Here is an 18,367-nt window from a genome sequence, read left to right as displayed (position 1 = left end):
CGTTAACCGACGAGCCGCCCGGCCAGCGAATTGGGCTTCGCCTCAAGGATCCGCACCGGCAGGATTTCGCCGACCCGCTCGGCGCCTATGGTCAGAAACACTGATTGCAGCCAGGGCGAGCGGCCGATCATCTGGCCTTCCAAGCGCCCCGGCTTTTCGATCAGCACCGGAATCTCGCGCCCTACCATGCCCCGCTGAAAATCCGCCTGATGCCGCGACAGCAGAGCTTGCAGGCGTTGCAGGCGCTCGGCGCTTTCGGCCTCGTCCACCAGATCGCGCCCGGCGGCGGGTGTGCCGGGGCGGGGCGAATACCTGAACGAATAGGCCTGCGCGTAACGAACCGCGTCGCACAATGCCAGGGTGTCCTGAAAATCCGCCTCGGACTCGCCGGGAAAGCCGACGATGAAATCCCCGGACATGGCGATGTCGGGGCGGGCGTCGCGGATGCGTTCGATCAGGCGCAGATACTTGTCCACCGTGTGCCGGCGGTTCATCGCCTTCAGCACCCGGTCCGATCCCGACTGCACCGGCAGGTGCAGATAGGGCATCAGCTTGTCCACCTCGCCATGGGCGGCGATCAGGTCGTCGGACATGTCGTTGGGATGCGAGGTGGTGAAGCGGATGCGCGCCAGCCCGTCCACCTTGGCCAATTCGCGGATCAGCCGCGCCAGCGACCAGTCGCCGCCATCCGGCCCCGCGCCGTGATAGGCGTTGACGTTCTGGCCCAGCAGGGTGATCTCAACCACCCCGCGCGCCACCAGATCCCGCGCCTCGGCGATGATCCGCGCGGCGGGGCGCGACGATTCCACGCCCCGCGTATAGGGCACCACGCAGAAGGCGCAGAACTTGTCGCAGCCCTCCTGCACGGTCAGGAACGCCGCCGGGGCGCGCCGGGTCCTGGGGGCTTGCGGCAAGTGGTCGAACTTGTCCTCGGCGGGGAATTCGGTGTCCACGCCGCCGGTTTTCACCAACCCGGGCAGGCGGTGATAGGCCTGCGGGCCGACCACCAGATCGACCAGCGGCTGGCGGCGGATGATCTCCTCGCCCTCGGCCTGCGCGACGCAGCCGGCGACGCCGATCTTCAGCCCGGGCTTCGCGTCCTTCAGCCCCCGCAGCCGGCCGAGCTCCGAATACATCTTTTCGGCCGCCTTCTCGCGGATATGGCAGGTGTTGAGCAGGATCAGGTCCGCATCCTCGGGGCGCGCGGCGGTTTCGTAGCCCTCGGCCAGCATGGCCGCGCCCATGCGTTCGCTGTCATAGACGTTCATCTGACAGCCGTAGGTCTTGACGTAGAGCTTCGGCGGCTTGCCCATCGGATCTTTCCCGGCATTCGCCCCCGCGCGGGGGGCAACGTGAAACGGCGCGCCGGGTCGGACCGGCGCGCCGCTTGTCTATCGTCTTGCGCCCCCCGTCGCAACGCGGGGGCGGCGGGTCGCGTCAGATCACTTCTTGGCGACGCGCGGCTTGCGCCCCAGCCCGATCTGCTTGGCCAGCGCCTGACGCTTGCGCGCATAGCTCGGCGCGACCATCGGGTAGGTGGCCGGCAGCCCCCAGCGCGCGCGGTAGTCGTCGGGCGTCATGTCATACGCGGTCTTCAGGTGGCGCTTGAGCATTTTCAGCTTCTTGCCGTCCTCAAGACAGATGATGAATTCGTCGGTCACCGATTTCTTGATCGGGACGGCGGGCACCAGCTCCTCCGGCTCCTCTTCCTGATCCTGGGACAATTCGTTCAGTTTTTCATGGACGGATTGAAGCACGTTGATCAGATCGGTCGGGGACACCGGATTGTTGGAAACGTGCGCTGACACGATTTCCGAGGTCAGCGCCAACAGCTCCGCCTTGGAAATCTCTTGATCTTCGGACATTACACCTCGCATATTCAGTTCAATCGTATTTTGGGCATCAACCATGATCTTTATGGCCGCTGGCCATTGGTCACTTCGGCTTTCCCACGCCACTACCTAGTTATTCTGAATACATCCGTCAATTGCTAATTTTCCGACCTCACTTTAGGATGAAGCCCAATTTTTTGGGGTATATTCACCTCTGCGCCGTTAACCAAGAATTAGTCTTGCGCGAATGAAATGCCGTCAACCTCGTTCCGGGCATGTTACGCGGCGTCAGATGCGCCGGACAGCGCGCCCGTGACAGAAAGGTTAGAGACCGATATTCATGCAAGAGGGGCGCTTCTTGGCCGATTTCGTCAGCGTGGAGGGTTTTTTACGCGAATTCGCGCGCAAACCGCGCGGTCGCGCGGGGGCGACGCTGCCCGGTCCGGTGGCGGTCATCTTCTGCGAATCCCGCTATCTGGCGCAGGAGGCCCTGGACTGGGACCTGCGGCTGGGGGCCCGCGCGGCGGTGCTGATCGGCGCCGATCCGCCGCCCGCCGCGGCGCCTTTCGTCCATCGCATCCTGCGCCCGGCGCATGGCCGCGACGAGGCCGCGGCGCTGCTCACCCGGCTGATGCCGGCGCTGGAGGACCGTTGGATCCTGCACCATTTCAACGGCGAATTCGCGCTGTATCCGTATTTCGAAACCCGGCGGCTGGCGGATTTCGCCGGCTTCATGGACAGCGAGCGGCGGCGCGGGGTCTTCGCCTGCGCGCTCGACCTCTACGACCCGGCGATGCGCGATTCGCCCGGCCTGCCCCCCGAACCGCATTTCGACGCCATCGGCTATTACGCGGAACCCGCGGACATCGCCGCGGGCGACGGCGCCGGGCGCGCGGTCTATGGCGGGCTGACCTGGCGGCGCGAGGACCTGACCCGCGCCGGCAGGGTCCGCATCGACCGGGTGGCGTTCTTCAGGGCGCGCAAGGGATTGCGCGCGCGCCCGGACTTTTCCTTCGGCGCGCCGGACACGGACGGCCCGTCCTGCCCCTGGCACCACAACCCGACCATGGCGCTGATGTCGTTCCGCGCCGCCCGCAGCCTGCTGGACAATCCCGGCTCCTGCGAGGCGGCGGGGGATCTGCGATGGGCGGGATCGCGGCGTTTCGGCTGGAGCTCGTCGGAACTGATCGACGCGGGCTTCATGGAGCCGGGGCAGTGGGTCTGACGCCGCCGATCCCGCGCCGCATCACCAGCGCGTCCGCCGCCGGGGCGCCGGGGCGCAGGTAGTAGCCGCGCCGCCGCCCCACCACGGCGAAACCGGCCGCGGCGTAAAGCGCGCGGGCCGGGGCGTTGTTCTCGGCCACCTCCAGAAACGCCTCGACGGCGCCGCGCGCGCGGGCCCGCGTGATGAAAGCCGCCAGCAGCGCCCGCCCCAGCCCGGCGCGGCGGCGCGCCGGATGCACCGCCAGCATCAGCAGTTCCGCCTCCGGCCCGGCGACGCGGCCCAGCGCGAAGCCGCCGGGATCGGCGCCCGCCCCATCGGGCAGCAGCAACAGGCCGCCGGGCGCGGCGGCAAGCGCGGCGATTTCCCGCGCCGACCAGCCGGGGGCGTCGAAGGCCGCCGCGTGCAGCGCCGCGACTCGCGCGGGGATCGGGTCGGGCGGGGCGGCGTCCCGCGCCCCGGTCATGCCAGGATGCGCGGCGGGGGGTCGCGCGGCGGCGCCGCGTCGGCGGGGCGCAGATACAGCGGCGCCGGACGCGGCTGGCCCGCGGGCCTTTGCGCCGCGACGCGGGCGATCGCCGCCGGATCGGCCCGGTCGCCGACGCCGTCCTCGCCGCCAAGCGCCCCGGCGCGCCCCGGCGCGCCCAGCAGGCCGGCAAGCGGATCAAAAGCGCCGATGATCTCCAGATCCGGGGCCAGCGGGCGAAAAACCCCGGCCAACGCCCCGGGCGTGTCGGACAGGGGGGCGCCCGGGGCCGCGTCGCCGCCGAAAGCCTGCGCGAAAACCAGACCGCGCCGCCCGGCGATGGCGACCACGCGGTGGCGGGGGCCTTGCGCGCCGGCCTCTTCGGCCAGCGCCTCGAATCGGGTGACGCCGATGGCCGGGCGGCCCAGCGACAGCGCCAGGCCGCGCGCCAGCGCCACCGATATGCGCACGCCGGTGAAGTTGCCCGGCCCGATTCCGACCCCGATCAGCGCCAGATCGCCCAGCGCGACCCCGGCCTCGGCCAGGGTTTCCGTCACCAGCGCCGCCAGGCGTTCCACCTGCCCGCGCGCCATGGGCTCCACGCGGCGCGCCAACAGCCGGTCGCCGGCGGTCACGGCGACCGCGCAATGGGCGGCGGCGCTGTCAAAGGCGAGGATCAGCGGCGGCCCGCCGGGCGCCGGCGAGGTCACGGCCCCGCTCAGGCGACGGGGCGGACTTCGGTGACTTCGGGGATGTAGTGGCGCAGCAGGTTCTCGATGCCCATCTTCAGGGTCATGGTCGAGGACGGGCAGCCGGCGCAGGCGCCCTGCATGTGCAGATACACCACGCCCCGGTCAAAGCCGTGGAAGGTGATGTCGCCGCCGTCCTGGGCCACCGCCGGGCGCACGCGGGTGTCGAGCAATTCCTTGATCTGGCCGACGATCTCGCTGTCCGGGCCCGAATGCTCGGCATGGCCCACGGCGCCGCCCTGGCCCTCGATCACCGGCGCGCCGGACTGGAAATGCTCCATGATCGCGCCCAGCACCCCGGGTTTCAGATGCGCCCATTCCAGCGATTCATCCTTGGTCACGGTGATGAAATCGGGGCCCAGAAACACCCCGTTCACCCCGTCCACGCCAAAGATCCGCTGCGCCAGCGGCGAGGCGGAGGCGTTCTCCGGCGTCGGGAAATCCGCCGCGCCCGACGGCATCACCGTCTGGCCGGGCAGGAATTTCAGCGTCGCGGGGTTGGGCGTCGACTCGGTCTGGATAAACATGATGGGCCTCCGTTTGCCCCTGACATGGACCCGTTTCAGTCCGAAATCAAGAACGATTCTAAATTCAGCCCCGCGCCGCCGGGCCGGCTCAGCACACCGCGTTCAGCCGGTCGCGGGACATGGAGCCCGGCACCACGGTCACCGGCACCGGCATGCCGCCGGCCATGCGCCCGGCCAGCGCGGTGACCAGGGGGCCGGGGCCCTCGCCCTCGGTCCCGGCGCCCAGCACCAGCACGCCGATTTCCTTGTCCTCGTCGATCTGGGCCAGCACCTCGTCCACCGCCTCGCCCTCGCGGATCACGAATTCGGGGATCACGCCGCTGGTCTGCCGCATCTGCTCGGCCAGTTCCTGAAACCGGGCCTCGGCGATTTCGCGGGCCTCCTGGCGCATCACCTCGGCGACGCCGATCCAGTGCTGGAACTCCTCGGGGCGAATGATGAAGAGCATCTGCACCCCGCCGCCGGTGTTGGCGGCGCGAAGCGCGGCGAAATGCAGCGCGTTGATGCATTCCGGGGTCTCGTCCACGACCACGAGGAACTTGCGCAAGAGGGGCACTCCCTGCCGTTTCGCTCGCCCGCAGGATGACGCATGCGCCGCCGCGTCGCAAGGCGGCGTTTCACTGGCTGCGCCGCGGGGCGCGGGGCGGCCGGCGTTGATGGGCCTCGACGCGCAGGCGGTCCCGGTTCAGGTCCGGGACGCGGCGGCGCGCGCAGCGACCGGCGGCGCCCGGCGGCGCGAGCGCAGCAGCCCGACCTTTTCGTAGGTCGCGGCGAGGATCGGCGCCGCAATGGCGTCGGCCCGGTCCGCGCCATCCCCCAGCACGCCGTCGATATAGGCGGCGTCGGCGGACAATTCGCGCAGGCGCGCGGCGATGGGGGCGAGGCTTTCCACCGCCAGATCCGCGAGCCTGGGCTTGAATTCGCCGAAATTGCGCCCGGCGAATTCGGCCACCACATCCGCCGCCGTCATCCCCGACAGCGCCGCGTAGATGCCCACGAGGTTGCGCGCCTCGGGCCGCTCGGCGAGGTCGTCGAGATTGTCGGGCAGCGGCGCGGGATCGGTCTTCGCCTTGCGGATCTTTCGGGCGATGGCGTCCGCATCGTCGGTGAGGTTGATGCGGCTCATGTCCGACATGTCGGATTTCGACATCTTCCTGCTGCCGTCGCGCAGGCTCATCACCCGGGTGGCCTCGCCCTCGATCATCGGTTCCGGCAGGGGGAAGAAATCCGGGCAATCGAAATCGTTGTTGAACTTCACCGCGATGTCGCGGGTCAGCTCCAGATGCTGCTTCTGGTCCTCGCCCACCGGCACATGCGTCGCGTGATACAGCAGGATGTCGGCGGCCATCAGGTTGGGATAGCTGAACAGACCCACCGAGGCGTTCTCGCTGTTCTTGCCCGCCTTGTCCTTGAACTGGGTCATGCGCCTGAGCCAGCCCATGCGCGCCACGCAGTTGAAGATCCACGCCAGTTCCGCGTGGCCGGGCACCTGGGACTGGTTGAACAGGATGGATTTCCTGGGGTCGAGCCCGCAGGCGATGAAGGCGGCGGCAAGTTCGCGCGTGGCGCGGGTCAGCTCGGCGGGATCCTGGGGCTGGGTGATCGCGTGCAGGTCGACCATGCAGTAAACGGTTTCGTAATCCTGATCCTGCATCTCGACGAAGCGCTTCACGGCGCCCAGATAATTGCCCAGATGCAGGTTGCCCGTCGGCTGCACGCCCGAGAACACCCGCCGCTTGCGGGGGGGAGCCTGTGTCGGAGCGTCGGTCATGTCCGTTTCCTCTTGAGCCTGGCGCATTTGCCCGGCCTTATGGGGCGGCGTCACCGGGCGGTCAAGCTGCGGGGCGCGCCATTCGCGGCGGGCCCGGCCCCGATGATTGAGGTTGCATGTTCCAATTTCCGCCCCTGCCGCCGCTGAAACCCGGCCACCGGCAGATCGTTTTCGCCTTCGTCGCCGTCTTCCTGATGTTCGAGATCACCTTCCAGCTGTCGGACGCGGGGTTCATCGCGCCGGGCATCCGGATGCTGACCTATCGCGAATTGTCGTTCTACGATCCGTGGTTCGACCTGTGGATCGCCGGGCTGCCGGCGCCGCCGCAGGTGGCGTGGTCGCTGCTGACCTACGCGTTCCTGCATGGCTCGATGACCCATCTGGCGATGAACTCGGCCGCCTTCATGGGGCTGGGGCTGGTGACGCTGCGGATCTTCGGGGCGCCGCTGTTCTTCATGTTTTTCGTTGTGACGGCGGTGGGGGGGGCGCTGACCTTCGGGCTGCTGTCGGAGTCCGACGGGCCCATGGTCGGGGCCTCGGGCGTGGTGTTCGGGCTGATCGGGGTGCTGAAATACGCGGAATTCGTGTTCATCCGCCGGCAGGGCGGCTCCATGCCGCAGTTTCTCAGCTCCATCGGCGGGCTGGTGATGATCAACGTGATCCTCGGGGTGGCGCTGTCGGGGATGCTGGCCTGGCAGACCCATCTGGGCGGCTTCGTCGCCGGCTGGATCGCCGCCTGGGCGGTCGTGCCCCGCGCCTGACATCTTGCGCCCGGGGGGTCAGCCGCGGCGCATCGCCGACTTCAGGTCGGCGACGACGAAGCCGCCGATGCGCAACGCCGCGGCGAAATAGATCGCCATGGCGCCGCCCACCAGCAGCGCCAGCGCCCCGTAGCGCCAGCCCGGCGCGGCGAGCGCCGGGGCCAGCGCCTCGGCCAGCGCCAGCGCCGCCGCGCCCATCGCCAGGCTGGCGATCAGCAGGCGCGGCGCGCGCCGGCGCAGGCGCGCATCGACCCGCGCGGCGCCGCCGAATCGCCGCGCGCCGCGCCACAGCAGGGCCAGGTTGACCCAGCCCGCCAGCGTCGTCGCCAGCGCCGCCGCCAGATAGCCCAGCACCGGCGCCATGCCGATCGCCACCGCCAGATTGACCGCCATGCCCCACAGCGCATAGCGGAACGGCGTGGTTGTGTCCTCGCGGGCGAAATACATCGGCTGCACCACCTTTTGCAGCACGAAAGCCGGCAGCCCGGCGCCGTAGACCGCCACCGCCAGCGCCGTGGCGGCGATGTCCGAGGCGCCGAACGCCCCGCGACCGAACAACACGCCGGTCAGCGCGACCGGCACCGCGATCAGCGCCACCGTGGCGGGCAGGGTCACCGCCAGCGCGAATTCGCTGGCGCGGTTCACCGCCTCGCGCGCGCCGGCGTCGTCGCCGCCGCGCAGGCGGCGGGCGAGGTCGGGCAGCAGCACCACGCCGATCGCCACCCCGACCACCCCGAGCGGCAGCTGATACAGCCGATCCGCGTAGTAGAGCCAGGCCACCGCGCCGTCGAAATAGGACGCCACCTGCCGCCCCACCATGAGGTTGATCTGCACCACCCCGCCCGCCATCGCCGCCGGCAGCGCCACCACCGCGAGGCGTTTCATGCGCGGGGTGAAACGCGGGCGGCGCAGGCGCAGCTTCATGCCGGCGCGGCGCGCCGCCTCCCAGACCAGCGCCAGCTGCGCGATCCCCGCCAGCACCACCGCCCAGACCAGCACCGTGCCGTGATGCAGCCCGGTCAGGTCGCCGAGCCCGAGGGTCTCGATGATGACCACATCGGCCAGCATGCCGCTTTGCGCCGTCGCCAGCGCCGCGATCACGATCAGGTTGAGCAGCACCGGCGCCGCCGCCGCCGCCGCGAACCGCCCCAGCGAATTCAGCACCCCGCTGAGCAGCGCCGCCAGCGAGATGAACAGGATGTATGGAAAGGCGATGCGCCCGAAGGCCACGGTCAGTTCGAACCGCCCGTCCCCGGCGAACCCCGAAGCCAGCGCCAGCACCAGCCACGGCATGGCCAGCATCGCCAGCAGGGTGAACCCGATGAGCACGGCGGTGAGCGCCGAAAACGCCTCCTCGGCGAAATCGCGGGCGGCGTCGGGGCCCTCGCCTTCCAGCCGCTTGGCGAACATGGGGATGAAGGCCATGTTGAAGGCGCCCTCGCCGAAAAAGCGGCGAAACAGGTTGGGCAGCGAGAACGCCACCACGAAGGCCTGCGCCACCGGCCCGGCGCCCAGCGTCGCGGCGATCAGGATGTCGCGCGCGAAACCGAGGATGCGGCTGGCCATGGTCCAGCCGCCCACGGTGGCGAAGGCGCGCGCGAGGCGAGGCTTTCGGATCATGAGGCGGGCGCGGTCCCGCAATCGCGCGACGCGCGGCTTGCCCCGGTCACGCGGCGCCCTCGGGCGCGTCGCCGCCCGCGCCGGGCCCGCCGCCGGTCTTGCGTCGCGCCCCGCGTTTCGGTTTCTCGGCCCCCGCCGCCGGCGCGGCGGGTGTCTTCGCAGCGGCTTTCCCCATGGCTTTCCCCATGGCTTTCCCCGCGGCTTTGCCCGCGCCCCTGGCCACTGTCTTGCCCGCAGCCGTCGCGACGGCCTTGCCGCGCGCCCTGGCGGCCGGTTTCGCGCCGCCCCTGGCCGCGGTCCCGGCCGGCGCCGGTTCGGGCTTGGCGTTCTCGATGGCGTCGCGCAGGCGGGTCTCGATGGTGTGCATCTTGGCCTTGCTGCGGATCTTCAGCCCGAACAGGTCCTTGGCGTAGAACACGTCCACCGCCTGCTCGCCATAGGTGGCGATGATCGCCGAGAATATCGACACGTTGCATGCCGCCAGCGCCCGCGTGAGATCGTAGAGCAGCCCCACCCGGTCGCGGGTGTCCACCTCGATGACCGTGTAGAGATCGGCGCTGTCATTGTCGAACATGATGCGGGTGGGCACGCGGAACTTGCTTTCGCGGGTGCGCACCCGGCGTCTGGGCTTCAGCGCGTCGCGCGCCACCAGATCGCCGGACATGGTGCGGTCGATGGTGCGGCGCATGCGGTCCAGGCGCTCCGCGTCATAGGGCGATCCGTCATTGTCCTGAAACCAGAAGGCGGCGCAGGTGAAGCCGTCGGAGGTGGTGTAGACGCGCGCGTCCACCACATTCGCCCCGGCCAGCGCCAGCGCCCCCGCCAGCCGGCTGAACACCCCCGGATGGTCGGACATGTAAAAGCAGCCCCGCGTCGCGTCGCGGCTGGGATCGGCGACGATGTGGCTTTCCACCCGGTCCTCGCGCGCCGCCCGCGCCAGCCGGGCGAAACTGGCCTGCATCTCCGTGGTCAGGCCCAGCCAGTAGGGCGCGTAATGGCGCGCCACCTCGGCCTCGATGTCCTCGGGGGCCCAGCCGGTCAGCGCCGCGCGCAGGGCGTCCTGCGCCTCCTCGGCGCGCTGCGCCCGGGTCTGGCGTCCGTCGCCGCCGGTGAGCATGTCGCGGGTGTCGCGATAAAGCTGGCGCAGCAGCTGGGCTTTCCAGTTGTTCCAGACATTCGGCCCCACCGCCATGATGTCGCAGACCGTGAGCACCAGCAGCAGCTTGAGCTTTTCGGGGCTGCGCACCTCGTCGGCGAAGGCGCGCACCGTGGCCGGGTCGGAGATGTCGCGTTTCTGCGCCGTGTCCGACATCAGCAGATGGTGGCGCACCAGCCACTCCACCAGCGCGCAGACGGCCTCGTCCAGCCCCAGCCGCCTGCAGATCTTCAGCGCCAGTTCGGCGCCGACCTCGGAATGGTCGCGCTTGCGGCCCTTGCCGATGTCGTGCAGCAGCACCGCGAGATACAGCGCCTCGCGGTTGACCCCCTCGGCGAGAATGCGCGAGGCCACGGGCAGGCCGTCCTTGCGGTCGCCGTTCTCGATCTGGCTGAGAATGCCCACCGCCATGATGGTGTGCTCGTCCACCGTGTAGCGGTGATACATGTTGAATTGCATCATCGCCACGATGCGGCCGAATTCCGGGATGTAGGCGCCCAGGAACCCGGTCTCGTTGAGCCGGCGCAGCGCCCGTTCCGGGTCCTTGCGCCCCAGCAGCAGGTTGCGGAAGATGCGGCTGGCGTCCGGGTCGGCGCGCATCCGGTCGTCGATCAGATCGAGGCTGGCGGCGATCTTGCGCAGCGCGTCCGGGTGCAGCAGCGCGCCGACGCGCAGCCCCTCGTCCATCATCCGCAGGATGTGCACCGGGTCCTTGGCGAAGGCGTCTTCGTCTGCCAGCGCCAGCCGCCCGCCGCGCAGCGTGAAAGGGTTGTCGCCGCGACGCATGCCGTAGTTGAAGGCCCGCATCAGCGCGCCGAGGCCGGGGCGTTTCTTCACGTGGCTGGCCTCCAGCCCGGCGATGAAGATGCGGGTCAGTTCGCCGACATTCTTGGCGTGGCGGAAATACTGCTGCATGAAGCGTTCGACCGCGCGCTGGCCCTCGCTGGCCTCGTAACCGAGACGCCGGGCCACCTCGACCTGCTGGTCGAAGGTCAGATGGTCGTTGGCGCGCCCGGCGATGTAATGCAGATGGCAGCGCACGGTCCACAGGAATTCCTGCGCCTCCTCGAAGATCTGCAATTCGTGTTCGTCGAACACGCCCTTGTCCAGCAGCGCGCGCGGCGTGTCGGCGTGGTAAAGATACTTGGCGATCCAGTAGAGCGTCTGCAGATCGCGCAGGCCGCCCTTGCTTTCCTTGACGTTGGGCTCCAGCAGGTAGCGCGAACCGCCATGGCGCTGGTGGCGCTGGTCGCGCTCTTGCAGCTTGGCCTCGACGAATTGCGGGCCGGTCTTGCTGAACAGCTCGGTCCAGAGCCGCGCGCCCATCTCGTCATGCATGGACTTGTCGCCGCAGACATAGCGGCTTTCCATCAACGCGGTGCGGATGGTGATGTCGGATTTCGCCAGCTGCAGGCATTCGTCCACGCTGCGCGTCGACACCCCGACCTTCAGATGCAGATCGTAAAGCATGTGCTGGGCGCTCTCGATCATCTGCACGGCCCAGGGGATGCCGCGCATGGGCACGAGGAACATCAGGTCCACGTCCGAATGCGGGGCCATCTCGTAGCGTCCGTAGCCGCCGACCGCGACGGCGGTCAGGCGCTCGCCGGTGGTGGGCAGGGACAGCGGATACAGCCAGCGCAGCCCGTAGCTCATCACCAGCCGCACGATCTCGTCGGTAAGCCAGGCGATGGAGCGGCAGGCGGCGGCGCTTTCGCGGGGGCTGGCCTCGAACGATTCGCGAATCGCGGCGTGGCCGGAATCGAGCGCCGCGCGCAGAATGTCCTTCACCTGCGCCTTGCGCGCGTCGGGGGAGCCGGCGGTCGCGGCGGCGGCGTCGATCCGCGCCCGCACCGCCGCGGGGTCGATGATGTCGCCCGGGGCCCGGATCAGCGCGCCGCTTGCATAGGCCGGGCGCGGCGCGGCGCATGTGGCGTCGGGCGCCGTCTCGGGGATCGCGCCGGTCCGCGCCCCGGGCGGCGCATCGGGGGCCGGATCGGCCCCCGATGCGTCCAGGGCCGGCCCGGGCGTCAGTTCAGGCCCCGGGGCCGCCGGCGAACCCGCCGGGCGCCGGATCGATGACCGTGAAACCATCCGCACCAACCTCCAAGATCGCCAGCGATCGCTGGTTCAGCCCGTCCGGGGTGAACCGGAACGCGCCGTTGACGCCGAGAAACCCGCCCGGATCGGTGATCGCCGCGGCGCTGAACGGCGTATCGGACCCCTGCGCGCGCGCCTCCTTCAGCAAGGCGCCGGCGGCGGCGACCGCGTCATAGCCCAGCGGCGCCAGCGCGCTGGGCGCGCGACCATAGACGGCGCGGAAGCGCTGCGCAAACTGCGCGACGCGTGCCGGGTCGGGGCCGGCGAACCAGCCGCCGCGCAGCGCCGCCTCCTTGGTGACGCTGCGCTTGCTCCAGCCGCCAAGGCCGAGGAACTTGCCCTCGCGCGGCGACACCCCGTAGAAATCGAGGAACGCGGCGGCCGAACGCAGCCCGTCGCCGGTGTCCGGCAGCACCACGGCGCCGGCGCCCGAGGCGAGGTGATCCTGCGCATAGGTCCGGCCCGCCTCCTGAATGCCTTCGAAGCTGCGATCGTAGCCGCCGCTCACCGCCACCACCGCCCCGGCGCGCCGGGCGGCGGCCGAGATCGAGGCCAGCGCGTCGCGCCCGTAGGCGGTCTGCGGGTAGAACACGCCCAGCGACCGGTAGCCGCTGGCCGCCGCATAGCCGACGATGCGGTCGGCCTCGGCGCGGGACAGCATGCCGATCAGCCAGACATTGTCGCCCGCGGCCCCCGACCAGGTGGAGAACGAGATGACGTTGACGCCCGCGGGCTTGACGCTGGCGCCCACCGCCTTGGCGTTGGGGCCGAAGAACGGCCCGAGGATCAGCGCCGCGCCGTCCGCCAGCGCCCGCGCGGCGGCGGCGTTGGACCCGGCCTGATCGCCGCCCGTGTCGTAGACCTCGAGATCGAAGCGCGGGTCGCGAAGGTCGCTCGACGCCATGCGCGCCGCGTCGGCGATGCCCTGCGCCTCGCGCGCCGCGCCGGCGTTGGCGGCGGTGATCGGCAGCAGCAGCGCCACCCGCGTGCGCCCGCTGGTGTCCACGCGCTGTTCGGCCGCCCGGGTCTGCGCCGGCGACTGGGCGATCGGCCCCGACGCTGGCGAACGGCCCTGCCCGCAGGCGGCGACCAGCGTCGCCGCCCCCAGCGCCAGCGCCGCGAGCACGCGCGTCCCGCGCAGCAATGCGCCAACGCGCGTCCCGCGCGCCACTGAAACAACGCGCGTCCCGCGCGATGAAATGGCCTTGATGTGTGCGTTGCGCATGATACCCCTCATAACCCTCGCAATCCCCCATCGGCCCGGCGGGCTACGTCCGGCAGGCGCGAGCGGCGCAGTATGGAGCCAAATGTGACCATCACAAAGCGGAGCGGCGCCGGAATTGGAGCGGATGCCGGCCCTGATGCACCCGCGCCACTGGCCGCGGGGCTGTATCTGGTGGCGACCCCGATCGGCAATGCCGGGGACATGACCCTGCGCGGGCTCGACATCCTGCGCCGCGCCGACGCCATCGCCGCCGAGGACACCCGCACCGCGCGCCGCCTGATGGACATCCATGGCGTGCCGTTGGGCGACCGGCCGCTGATCGCCTATCACGACCATAACGGCGCCGCGCGGCGTCCGGCGATCCTGCGCCGGATCGCGGCGGGCGAAAGCGTGGCGCTGGTCAGCGAGGCGGGCACGCCGATGATCGCCGATCCGGGTTACAAGCTGGTGCGCGAGGCCGCCGGGGCCGGGTTGCCGGTGACTGCGGCGCCCGGGGCGAGCGCGGCGCTGACGGCGCTCTGCGTCGCGGGACTGCCCACGGACCGGTTCCTGTTCGCCGGTTTCCTGCCGGTGAAATCCGGGGCCAGACGGGCGGCGCTGCGCGATCTCGCCCCGATCCCCGCGACGCTGGTGATCTACGAAGCGCCGCGCCGCGCCGCGGTCAGCCTCGCGGCGATGGCCGAGATCCTCGGCCCCGAACGCCCGGCGGCCCTGTGCCGGGAATTGACGAAGCGGTTCGAGGAGGTGCGCCGCGGCGCTCTTGGCGACCTCGCGGCGGCGCTGGGCGGCGAAACCCCGCCGAAAGGCGAGCTGGTCATCGTGATCGGCCCGCCCCCGCCGCGCGACGCGACGCAGGTCGGCGACGATCTGGAGGCGGCGCTGCGCAACGCGCTGAAAACCGCGTCGCTGAAGGATGCGGTGCGCGACGCCGCGCAGCGCACCGGCGTCGCGCGGAAAATCGTCTACGCGCGGGCGCTGGAGATCGCCGCGGATGACGAGGGCGACGCCCCTGATTGGTGATTTGTTCACACCGTTCCCGCCAAATGGGCCCGCCAGTCACGCAGGAGAACGCCATGGGATTCGCGCAACCCGCAAACGCCGCCCCAACCCCCGCCCCAACCCCCACGCCGCCCCGACGCGCCGGCGCCGCGCGCCGCGCCCGCAACGGACGCATCGCCGGATTCGCCGGTCGGGCCGCCGAGGACAGCACGTTGCGCGGCTATCTGCGCGACGGCGGCCGGCTGATGCACCGCAACTGGCGCGCCGATCGCGCCCATGGCGGCGGCGAAGTGGATCTGATCGTCGAACAAGACGGCGTGATCGTGTTCGTCGAAGTGAAGGCGCGGCGCACCATCGAGGACGCCGCCAGGGCCATCCGGCCCGCGCAATGGCGGCGAATCAGCGCCGCCGCCGAACATTTTCTCGCACAGGGCGATTTCGCCGGTCGCGACATCCGCTTTGACGTCGCGCTCTGCGATCGCCAGGGCCGGCTCGAAACGATCGAAAACGCCTACTGGCAATAACCCGCGCCAGCCAACATTCCCCAGGCGCAAGATTTCGCCATCCCCCGTCGCTGACGCTTTGCTTCCGCCGCGCGCGGAGTCATATCTGTGCTGCGGCGGGACACCCGGCGTCGAGCATCAAGGCCGCCCACCAGCGCGGCGCCGAGGGGAGCGAGCATGAGCCTGTCCGTAGCGATCCAGATGGATCCCATCGACAGCGTCGACATCGACGCCGATTCCAGTTTCCGCATGGCCGAGGAGGCGCAGGCGCGCGGCCATCGTCTGTTCTACTACCATCCCGACGGGCTGGCCTTTCACGAAGGCAAGGTCATGGCCTCCGGCTGGCCGCTGGAGGTGCGCCGGGTCAGGGGCGACCATTTCGCCCTGGGCGATCGGCGAACCGTCGATCTCGCCGACTGGGACGTGGTGCTGCTGCGCCAGGATCCGCCCTTTGACATGAGCTACATCACCACCACCCATCTGCTGGATCGGATCCACCCGGCGACGCTGGTGGTCAACGATCCGTTCTGGGTGCGCAACTGCCCGGAAAAGCTGATGGTTCTCGATTTCCCGGACCTCACGCCGCCGACCGCCATCGCCCGCTCGCTCGACGTGCTCAAGGCGTTCCGCGAGGCCCATGGCGACATGATCCTGAAGCCGCTCTACGGCAATGGCGGCGCCGGGGTGTTCCGGCTCGCCCACGGCGACAGCAACCTCAATTCGCTGCATGAGCTGTTCGCCGGCATCAGCCGCGAACCCCTGATCGCGCAGCAGTTCCTGCCCGCCGTCGAGGCCGGCGACAAGCGGGTGATCCTCATCGACGGCGAGCCCGTCGGGGCGATCAACCGGGTCCCGGCCAAGGGCGAGACCCGCTCCAACATGCATGTGGGCGGACGCCCCGAAAAGGTCGCGCTCAACGCGAGGGATCTGGAGATCTGCGGGCGAATCGGCGACGTTCTGCGCGAACGCGGGCTGATCTTCGTGGGCATCGACGTGATCGGCGACATGATGACCGAGATCAACGTCACCTCGCCCACCGGCATTCAGGAACTGGAGCGCTTTGACGGCGTCAATGTCGCGGCCCGGCTGTGGGAGGCGATCGAGCGCCGCCGCGCCGGCTGAGACCCGCGGCGTTTACCGGCTGTTAACTGCGGTGCGATCTGGTGAGCCCTCGCCGAGGGAGGGCGCGCATCATGGTGTCACACTGCTACACGGTCGCCTTCGAGGGCGTCGAGGCGCGCATGATCGACGTGCAGTGCCTGCTGTCGCCGGGCCTGCCCGCCTTCAGCATCGTCGGCCTGCCCGACAAGGCGGTGGCCGAATCGCGCGAACGGGTGCGCGCGGCGCTTTCCTCGCTGGGTCTGGCGCTGCCGCCCAAGCGCATCACCGTCAACATGGCGCCCGCCGACCTGCCCAAGCAGGGCGCGCATTACGACCTGCCCATCGCGCTCAGCCTGATGGCCGAGCTCGGCGCCCTGCCCGGCGAGGAGATCGCCGGCTATGTGGCCATGGGCGAACTCGGGCTCGACGGCGCGCTCAACCCGGTGGCCGGCGTGCTGCCCGCGGTCGTCTCCACCGCGGGTTTCGGCAAGAAATTCATCTGCCCCGCCGCCAGCGGCCCCGAGGCGGCGCTGGTGGAGACAATGGACCTGCTGGCGCCCCAGAACCTGGTGGCCCTGATCAACCATTTCGCCGGGCGTCAGCCGCTGAGCCGCCCGCGCCCCGCCGCGGCCGCGCCGATCGTCCGCGGCAAGGATCTGGCCGACGTGAAAGGCCAGGAAAAGGCCCGCCGCGCCATGGAGATCGCCGCCGCCGGCGGCCACAACGTGCTGCTCGTCGGCCCGCCCGGGGTCGGCAAGTCCATGCTCGCCGAACGCCTGCCCGGCATCCTGCCGCCGCTGAGCCCGCGCGAGGCGCTGGAGGTCAGCATGATCCGCTCCATCGCCGGGCTGTTTCTGGAAGGCGGGCTGATGCGGGCGCGGCCCTTCTGCGATCCGCATCACTCGGCCTCCACCGCCGCGATCATCGGCGGCGGGCGGCGGGCGCTGCCGGGGCAGGTCAGCCTGGCGCATCTGGGCGTGCTGTTCATGGACGAATTCCCGGAATTTTCCCGCGACGTGCTGGAAAGCCTGCGCCAGCCGCTGGAGAAGGGCGAAACCGTGATCGCGCGCGCCAACGCGCATGTGCGCTACCCCAGCCAGGTGCAACTGGTGGCGGCGATGAACCCCTGCCGCTGCGGCCATCTCGCGGACCCCGCCAAGGCCTGCTCGCGCGCGCCCAAATGCGGGTTCGACTATCAGTCGCGCATTTCGGGGCCGCTGCTCGATCGCATCGACCTGCAGGTGGAGACGCCGGCGATCCGCGCCTCGGACCTCGCGCGGCTGCCGCGCGGCGAATCCAGCGCCGTGGTGGCCGCACGGGTGGCGCGGGCGCGGGACACGCAGGCGGATCGCTACGCCGCCATGGGCGCGGCCTGTCGGCTCAACGCCCGGGCCGAGGGCGAGACACTGGAAAAGGCGGCGCATCTCGACGCCCCCGAGCAGGATCTGCTGATCCGCGCGGCCGACAAGCTCGCCCTGTCCTCGCGCGGGATGTCGCGGGTGCTGCGGATTTCACGCACCATCGCCGACATCGAGGGCTGCGAGCGCATCGCGCGCCCGCATCTGGCCGAGGCGATCGGCTACCGAAGCTACGGCATCGCCAGCTAGGCCGGCGCGCGGCGATCAGGCCGCCTTGCGCCCGCCGCGGCCCATGGCGGCCAGGCCGAGCAGCGCCGCGGCGAACAGCGGCAGCGCGGCGGGCAGCGGCACCTGCGACAGCGGCGGCGGGCCGTTGGCCGAGGCCACGTTCCTGATGTCCACCGCCCAGTCGCCGCTGCGCAGCACGCTCGCCCCGCCGAGCACCCAGTTGTCGCAAAAGAACGACCCGGCGGCGCAGAACGGGGCCTGCGCGGTCACCGTGTAATGGGGCTGGCCGTCATGCACGAAGCCGTCGGCGACATTCGCCCCCGCCGGGTCGTTGTCATACTGGGTCAGGGCGATCAGATAGGCGCCGGGGTCGAGAAACACCCGCAGGCGGGAATCATATGTCTGCCCGGTCACCGGATCGGCGGCGGCGCCCGCCCAGTCGTCGTTGTTCTGGCCCGCATAGCCGCCGGCATCGTCGAACAGCCAGATCGAGGTGTCCAGCCCGCCGGCGGAGATTGTCGAGCCGTCGTCCATCACGCCGCCGCCATAGCCGAAGCCGCGGATCTCGACGAAACCCGCCGCCGTCGTCACGAAAGCGAACCGGGCGACGTCGTCGTCCTTGTCGAACCTGCCCTGGAAGGAGAATGACGCGGCGCTCGCCGCAGAGGCGCCGAGGACGACGCCCAACGCCAACAGTCGGCCGATGGCCGATCTGGATTTCGGATGCATGTTACGCACTCCCTAACGCT

At 70.3% G+C, this 18,367-nt stretch carries 17 protein-coding genes; 6 read left to right on the top strand and 11 right to left on the bottom strand.

All coding sequences use genetic code 11. The features are described from left to right. Window positions 1–2: 2 nt before the first annotated feature. Entirely contained in the window at window positions 3–1,313 is a 1,311-nt protein-coding gene (gene miaB, locus AC1HC7_RS01320) for a tRNA (N6-isopentenyl adenosine(37)-C2)-methylthiotransferase MiaB (protein WP_479498576.1), read from the bottom strand. Window positions 1,314–1,442: 129 nt separating this feature from the next. Next, entirely contained in the window at window positions 1,443–1,865 is a 423-nt protein-coding gene (locus AC1HC7_RS01315) for a Ros/MucR family transcriptional regulator (RefSeq protein ID WP_479495217.1), read from the bottom strand. Window positions 1,866–2,190: 325 nt separating this feature from the next. Here AC1HC7_RS01315 and AC1HC7_RS01310 point away from each other — a divergent pair, with 325 nt between their 5' ends. Continuing rightward, on the top strand, window positions 2,191–3,057 hold the full coding sequence (locus AC1HC7_RS01310; protein ID WP_479495218.1) for a hypothetical protein: 867 nt from the start codon (window positions 2,191–2,193) through the stop codon (window positions 3,055–3,057). On the opposite strand, the gene AC1HC7_RS01305 is transcribed toward AC1HC7_RS01310, so the two are convergent. The 5 genes from AC1HC7_RS01305 to trpS all read right to left on the bottom strand — a co-directional run bounded on the left by AC1HC7_RS01305 (window position 3,032) and on the right by trpS (window position 6,567). Then, window positions 3,032–3,520: a GNAT family N-acetyltransferase gene (locus AC1HC7_RS01305; RefSeq protein WP_479498575.1), complete on the bottom strand. Its 489-nt coding sequence runs from the start codon at window positions 3,518–3,520 to the stop codon at window positions 3,032–3,034. The genes AC1HC7_RS01310 and AC1HC7_RS01305 overlap by 26 nt on opposite strands. Next, window positions 3,517–4,230 carry a tRNA (adenosine(37)-N6)-threonylcarbamoyltransferase complex dimerization subunit type 1 TsaB gene (tsaB, locus tag AC1HC7_RS01300; protein ID WP_479498574.1) on the bottom strand — a complete coding sequence of 238 codons (714 nt, stop codon included), beginning with the start codon at window positions 4,228–4,230 and terminating at the stop codon, window positions 3,517–3,519. Before tsaB ends, AC1HC7_RS01305 begins: the two co-directional genes overlap by 4 nt. A gap of 8 nt (window positions 4,231–4,238) precedes the next feature. Continuing rightward, window positions 4,239–4,796 (bottom strand): NifU family protein, encoded by a 558-nt coding sequence (locus tag AC1HC7_RS01295; RefSeq protein ID WP_479495221.1) that lies wholly within the window; start codon window positions 4,794–4,796, stop codon window positions 4,239–4,241. 88 nt (window positions 4,797–4,884) lie between these two features. Continuing rightward, window positions 4,885–5,343, bottom strand: a complete 459-nt coding sequence (locus AC1HC7_RS01290; RefSeq protein ID WP_479495222.1) for a universal stress protein — start codon at window positions 5,341–5,343, stop codon at window positions 4,885–4,887. Window positions 5,344–5,481: 138 nt separating this feature from the next. Continuing rightward, window positions 5,482–6,567, bottom strand: a complete 1,086-nt coding sequence (gene trpS / locus AC1HC7_RS01285; protein ID WP_479495223.1) for a tryptophan--tRNA ligase — start codon at window positions 6,565–6,567, stop codon at window positions 5,482–5,484. A 116-nt stretch (window positions 6,568–6,683) separates the two neighbouring features. On the opposite strand from trpS, the gene AC1HC7_RS01280 reads away from it, so the two are divergent. Then, a complete protein-coding gene (locus AC1HC7_RS01280; RefSeq protein WP_479495224.1) occupies window positions 6,684–7,328 on the top strand; it encodes a rhomboid family intramembrane serine protease in 645 nt (214 codons plus the stop codon). An 18-nt stretch (window positions 7,329–7,346) separates the two neighbouring features. Here AC1HC7_RS01280 and murJ read toward each other — a convergent pair whose 3' ends face one another. The 3 genes from murJ to AC1HC7_RS01265 are packed head-to-tail and all read right to left on the bottom strand — an operon-like array spanning window position 7,347 to window position 13,348. Next, window positions 7,347–8,948 (bottom strand): murein biosynthesis integral membrane protein MurJ, encoded by a 1,602-nt coding sequence (gene murJ / locus AC1HC7_RS01275; protein WP_479495225.1) that lies wholly within the window; start codon window positions 8,946–8,948, stop codon window positions 7,347–7,349. A 46-nt stretch (window positions 8,949–8,994) separates the two neighbouring features. Further along, window positions 8,995–12,198, bottom strand: a complete 3,204-nt coding sequence (locus AC1HC7_RS01270; protein WP_479498573.1) for a [protein-PII] uridylyltransferase — start codon at window positions 12,196–12,198, stop codon at window positions 8,995–8,997. Continuing rightward, entirely contained in the window at window positions 12,140–13,348 is a 1,209-nt protein-coding gene (locus tag AC1HC7_RS01265) for a penicillin-binding protein activator (RefSeq protein WP_479498572.1), read from the bottom strand. Before AC1HC7_RS01265 ends, AC1HC7_RS01270 begins: the two co-directional genes overlap by 59 nt. Window positions 13,349–13,519: 171 nt before the next feature. On the opposite strand from AC1HC7_RS01265, the gene rsmI reads away from it, so the two are divergent. From rsmI to AC1HC7_RS01245, 4 genes are all read left to right on the top strand, one after another. Next, window positions 13,520–14,449 (top strand): 16S rRNA (cytidine(1402)-2'-O)-methyltransferase, encoded by a 930-nt coding sequence (rsmI, locus tag AC1HC7_RS01260; protein WP_479495239.1) that lies wholly within the window; start codon window positions 13,520–13,522, stop codon window positions 14,447–14,449. A 53-nt stretch (window positions 14,450–14,502) separates the two neighbouring features. Next, window positions 14,503–14,952: a YraN family protein gene (locus AC1HC7_RS01255; RefSeq protein ID WP_479495228.1), complete on the top strand. Its 450-nt coding sequence runs from the start codon at window positions 14,503–14,505 to the stop codon at window positions 14,950–14,952. A gap of 156 nt (window positions 14,953–15,108) precedes the next feature. Continuing rightward, a complete protein-coding gene (gshB, locus tag AC1HC7_RS01250) occupies window positions 15,109–16,053 on the top strand; it encodes a glutathione synthase (protein ID WP_479495229.1) in 945 nt (314 codons plus the stop codon). Between the two features lie 71 nt (window positions 16,054–16,124). Then, window positions 16,125–17,639, top strand: coding sequence for a YifB family Mg chelatase-like AAA ATPase (locus AC1HC7_RS01245; protein WP_479495230.1), 1,515 nt, complete (start codon window positions 16,125–16,127; stop codon window positions 17,637–17,639). 15 nt (window positions 17,640–17,654) lie between these two features. Here AC1HC7_RS01245 and AC1HC7_RS01240 read toward each other — a convergent pair whose 3' ends face one another. Further along, window positions 17,655–18,347, bottom strand: coding sequence for a DVUA0089 family protein (locus tag AC1HC7_RS01240; protein ID WP_479495231.1), 693 nt, complete (start codon window positions 18,345–18,347; stop codon window positions 17,655–17,657). Between the last annotated feature and the right edge of the window lie 20 nt (window positions 18,348–18,367).

This window comes from Oceanicella sp., from assembly GCF_056449545.1.
The sequence above is the reverse complement of the archived record's forward strand: the minus strand, read 5'-3'. Positions and strand labels throughout refer to the sequence as shown.

Coding starts and splice junctions, on each gene's coding strand:
- miaB (WP_479498576.1), bottom strand. CDS start 1,313: ATGGGCAAGCCGCCGAAGCTCTACGTCAAGACCTACGGCTGTCAGATG.
- AC1HC7_RS01315 (WP_479495217.1), bottom strand. CDS start 1,865: ATGTCCGAAGATCAAGAGATTTCCAAGGCGGAGCTGTTGGCGCTGACC.
- AC1HC7_RS01305 (WP_479498575.1), bottom strand. CDS start 3,520: ATGACCGGGGCGCGGGACGCCGCCCCGCCCGACCCGATCCCCGCGCGA.
- AC1HC7_RS01295 (WP_479495221.1), bottom strand. CDS start 4,796: ATGTTTATCCAGACCGAGTCGACGCCCAACCCCGCGACGCTGAAATTC.
- trpS (WP_479495223.1), bottom strand. CDS start 6,567: ATGACCGACGCTCCGACACAGGCTCCCCCCCGCAAGCGGCGGGTGTTC.
- AC1HC7_RS01280 (WP_479495224.1), top strand. CDS start 6,684: ATGTTCCAATTTCCGCCCCTGCCGCCGCTGAAACCCGGCCACCGGCAG.
- murJ (WP_479495225.1), bottom strand. CDS start 8,948: ATGATCCGAAAGCCTCGCCTCGCGCGCGCCTTCGCCACCGTGGGCGGC.
- AC1HC7_RS01270 (WP_479498573.1), bottom strand. CDS start 12,198: ATGGTTTCACGGTCATCGATCCGGCGCCCGGCGGGTTCGCCGGCGGCC.
- AC1HC7_RS01255 (WP_479495228.1), top strand. CDS start 14,503: ATGGGATTCGCGCAACCCGCAAACGCCGCCCCAACCCCCGCCCCAACC.
- gshB (WP_479495229.1), top strand. CDS start 15,109: ATGAGCCTGTCCGTAGCGATCCAGATGGATCCCATCGACAGCGTCGAC.
- AC1HC7_RS01245 (WP_479495230.1), top strand. CDS start 16,125: ATGGTGTCACACTGCTACACGGTCGCCTTCGAGGGCGTCGAGGCGCGC.
- AC1HC7_RS01240 (WP_479495231.1), bottom strand. CDS start 18,347: ATGCATCCGAAATCCAGATCGGCCATCGGCCGACTGTTGGCGTTGGGC.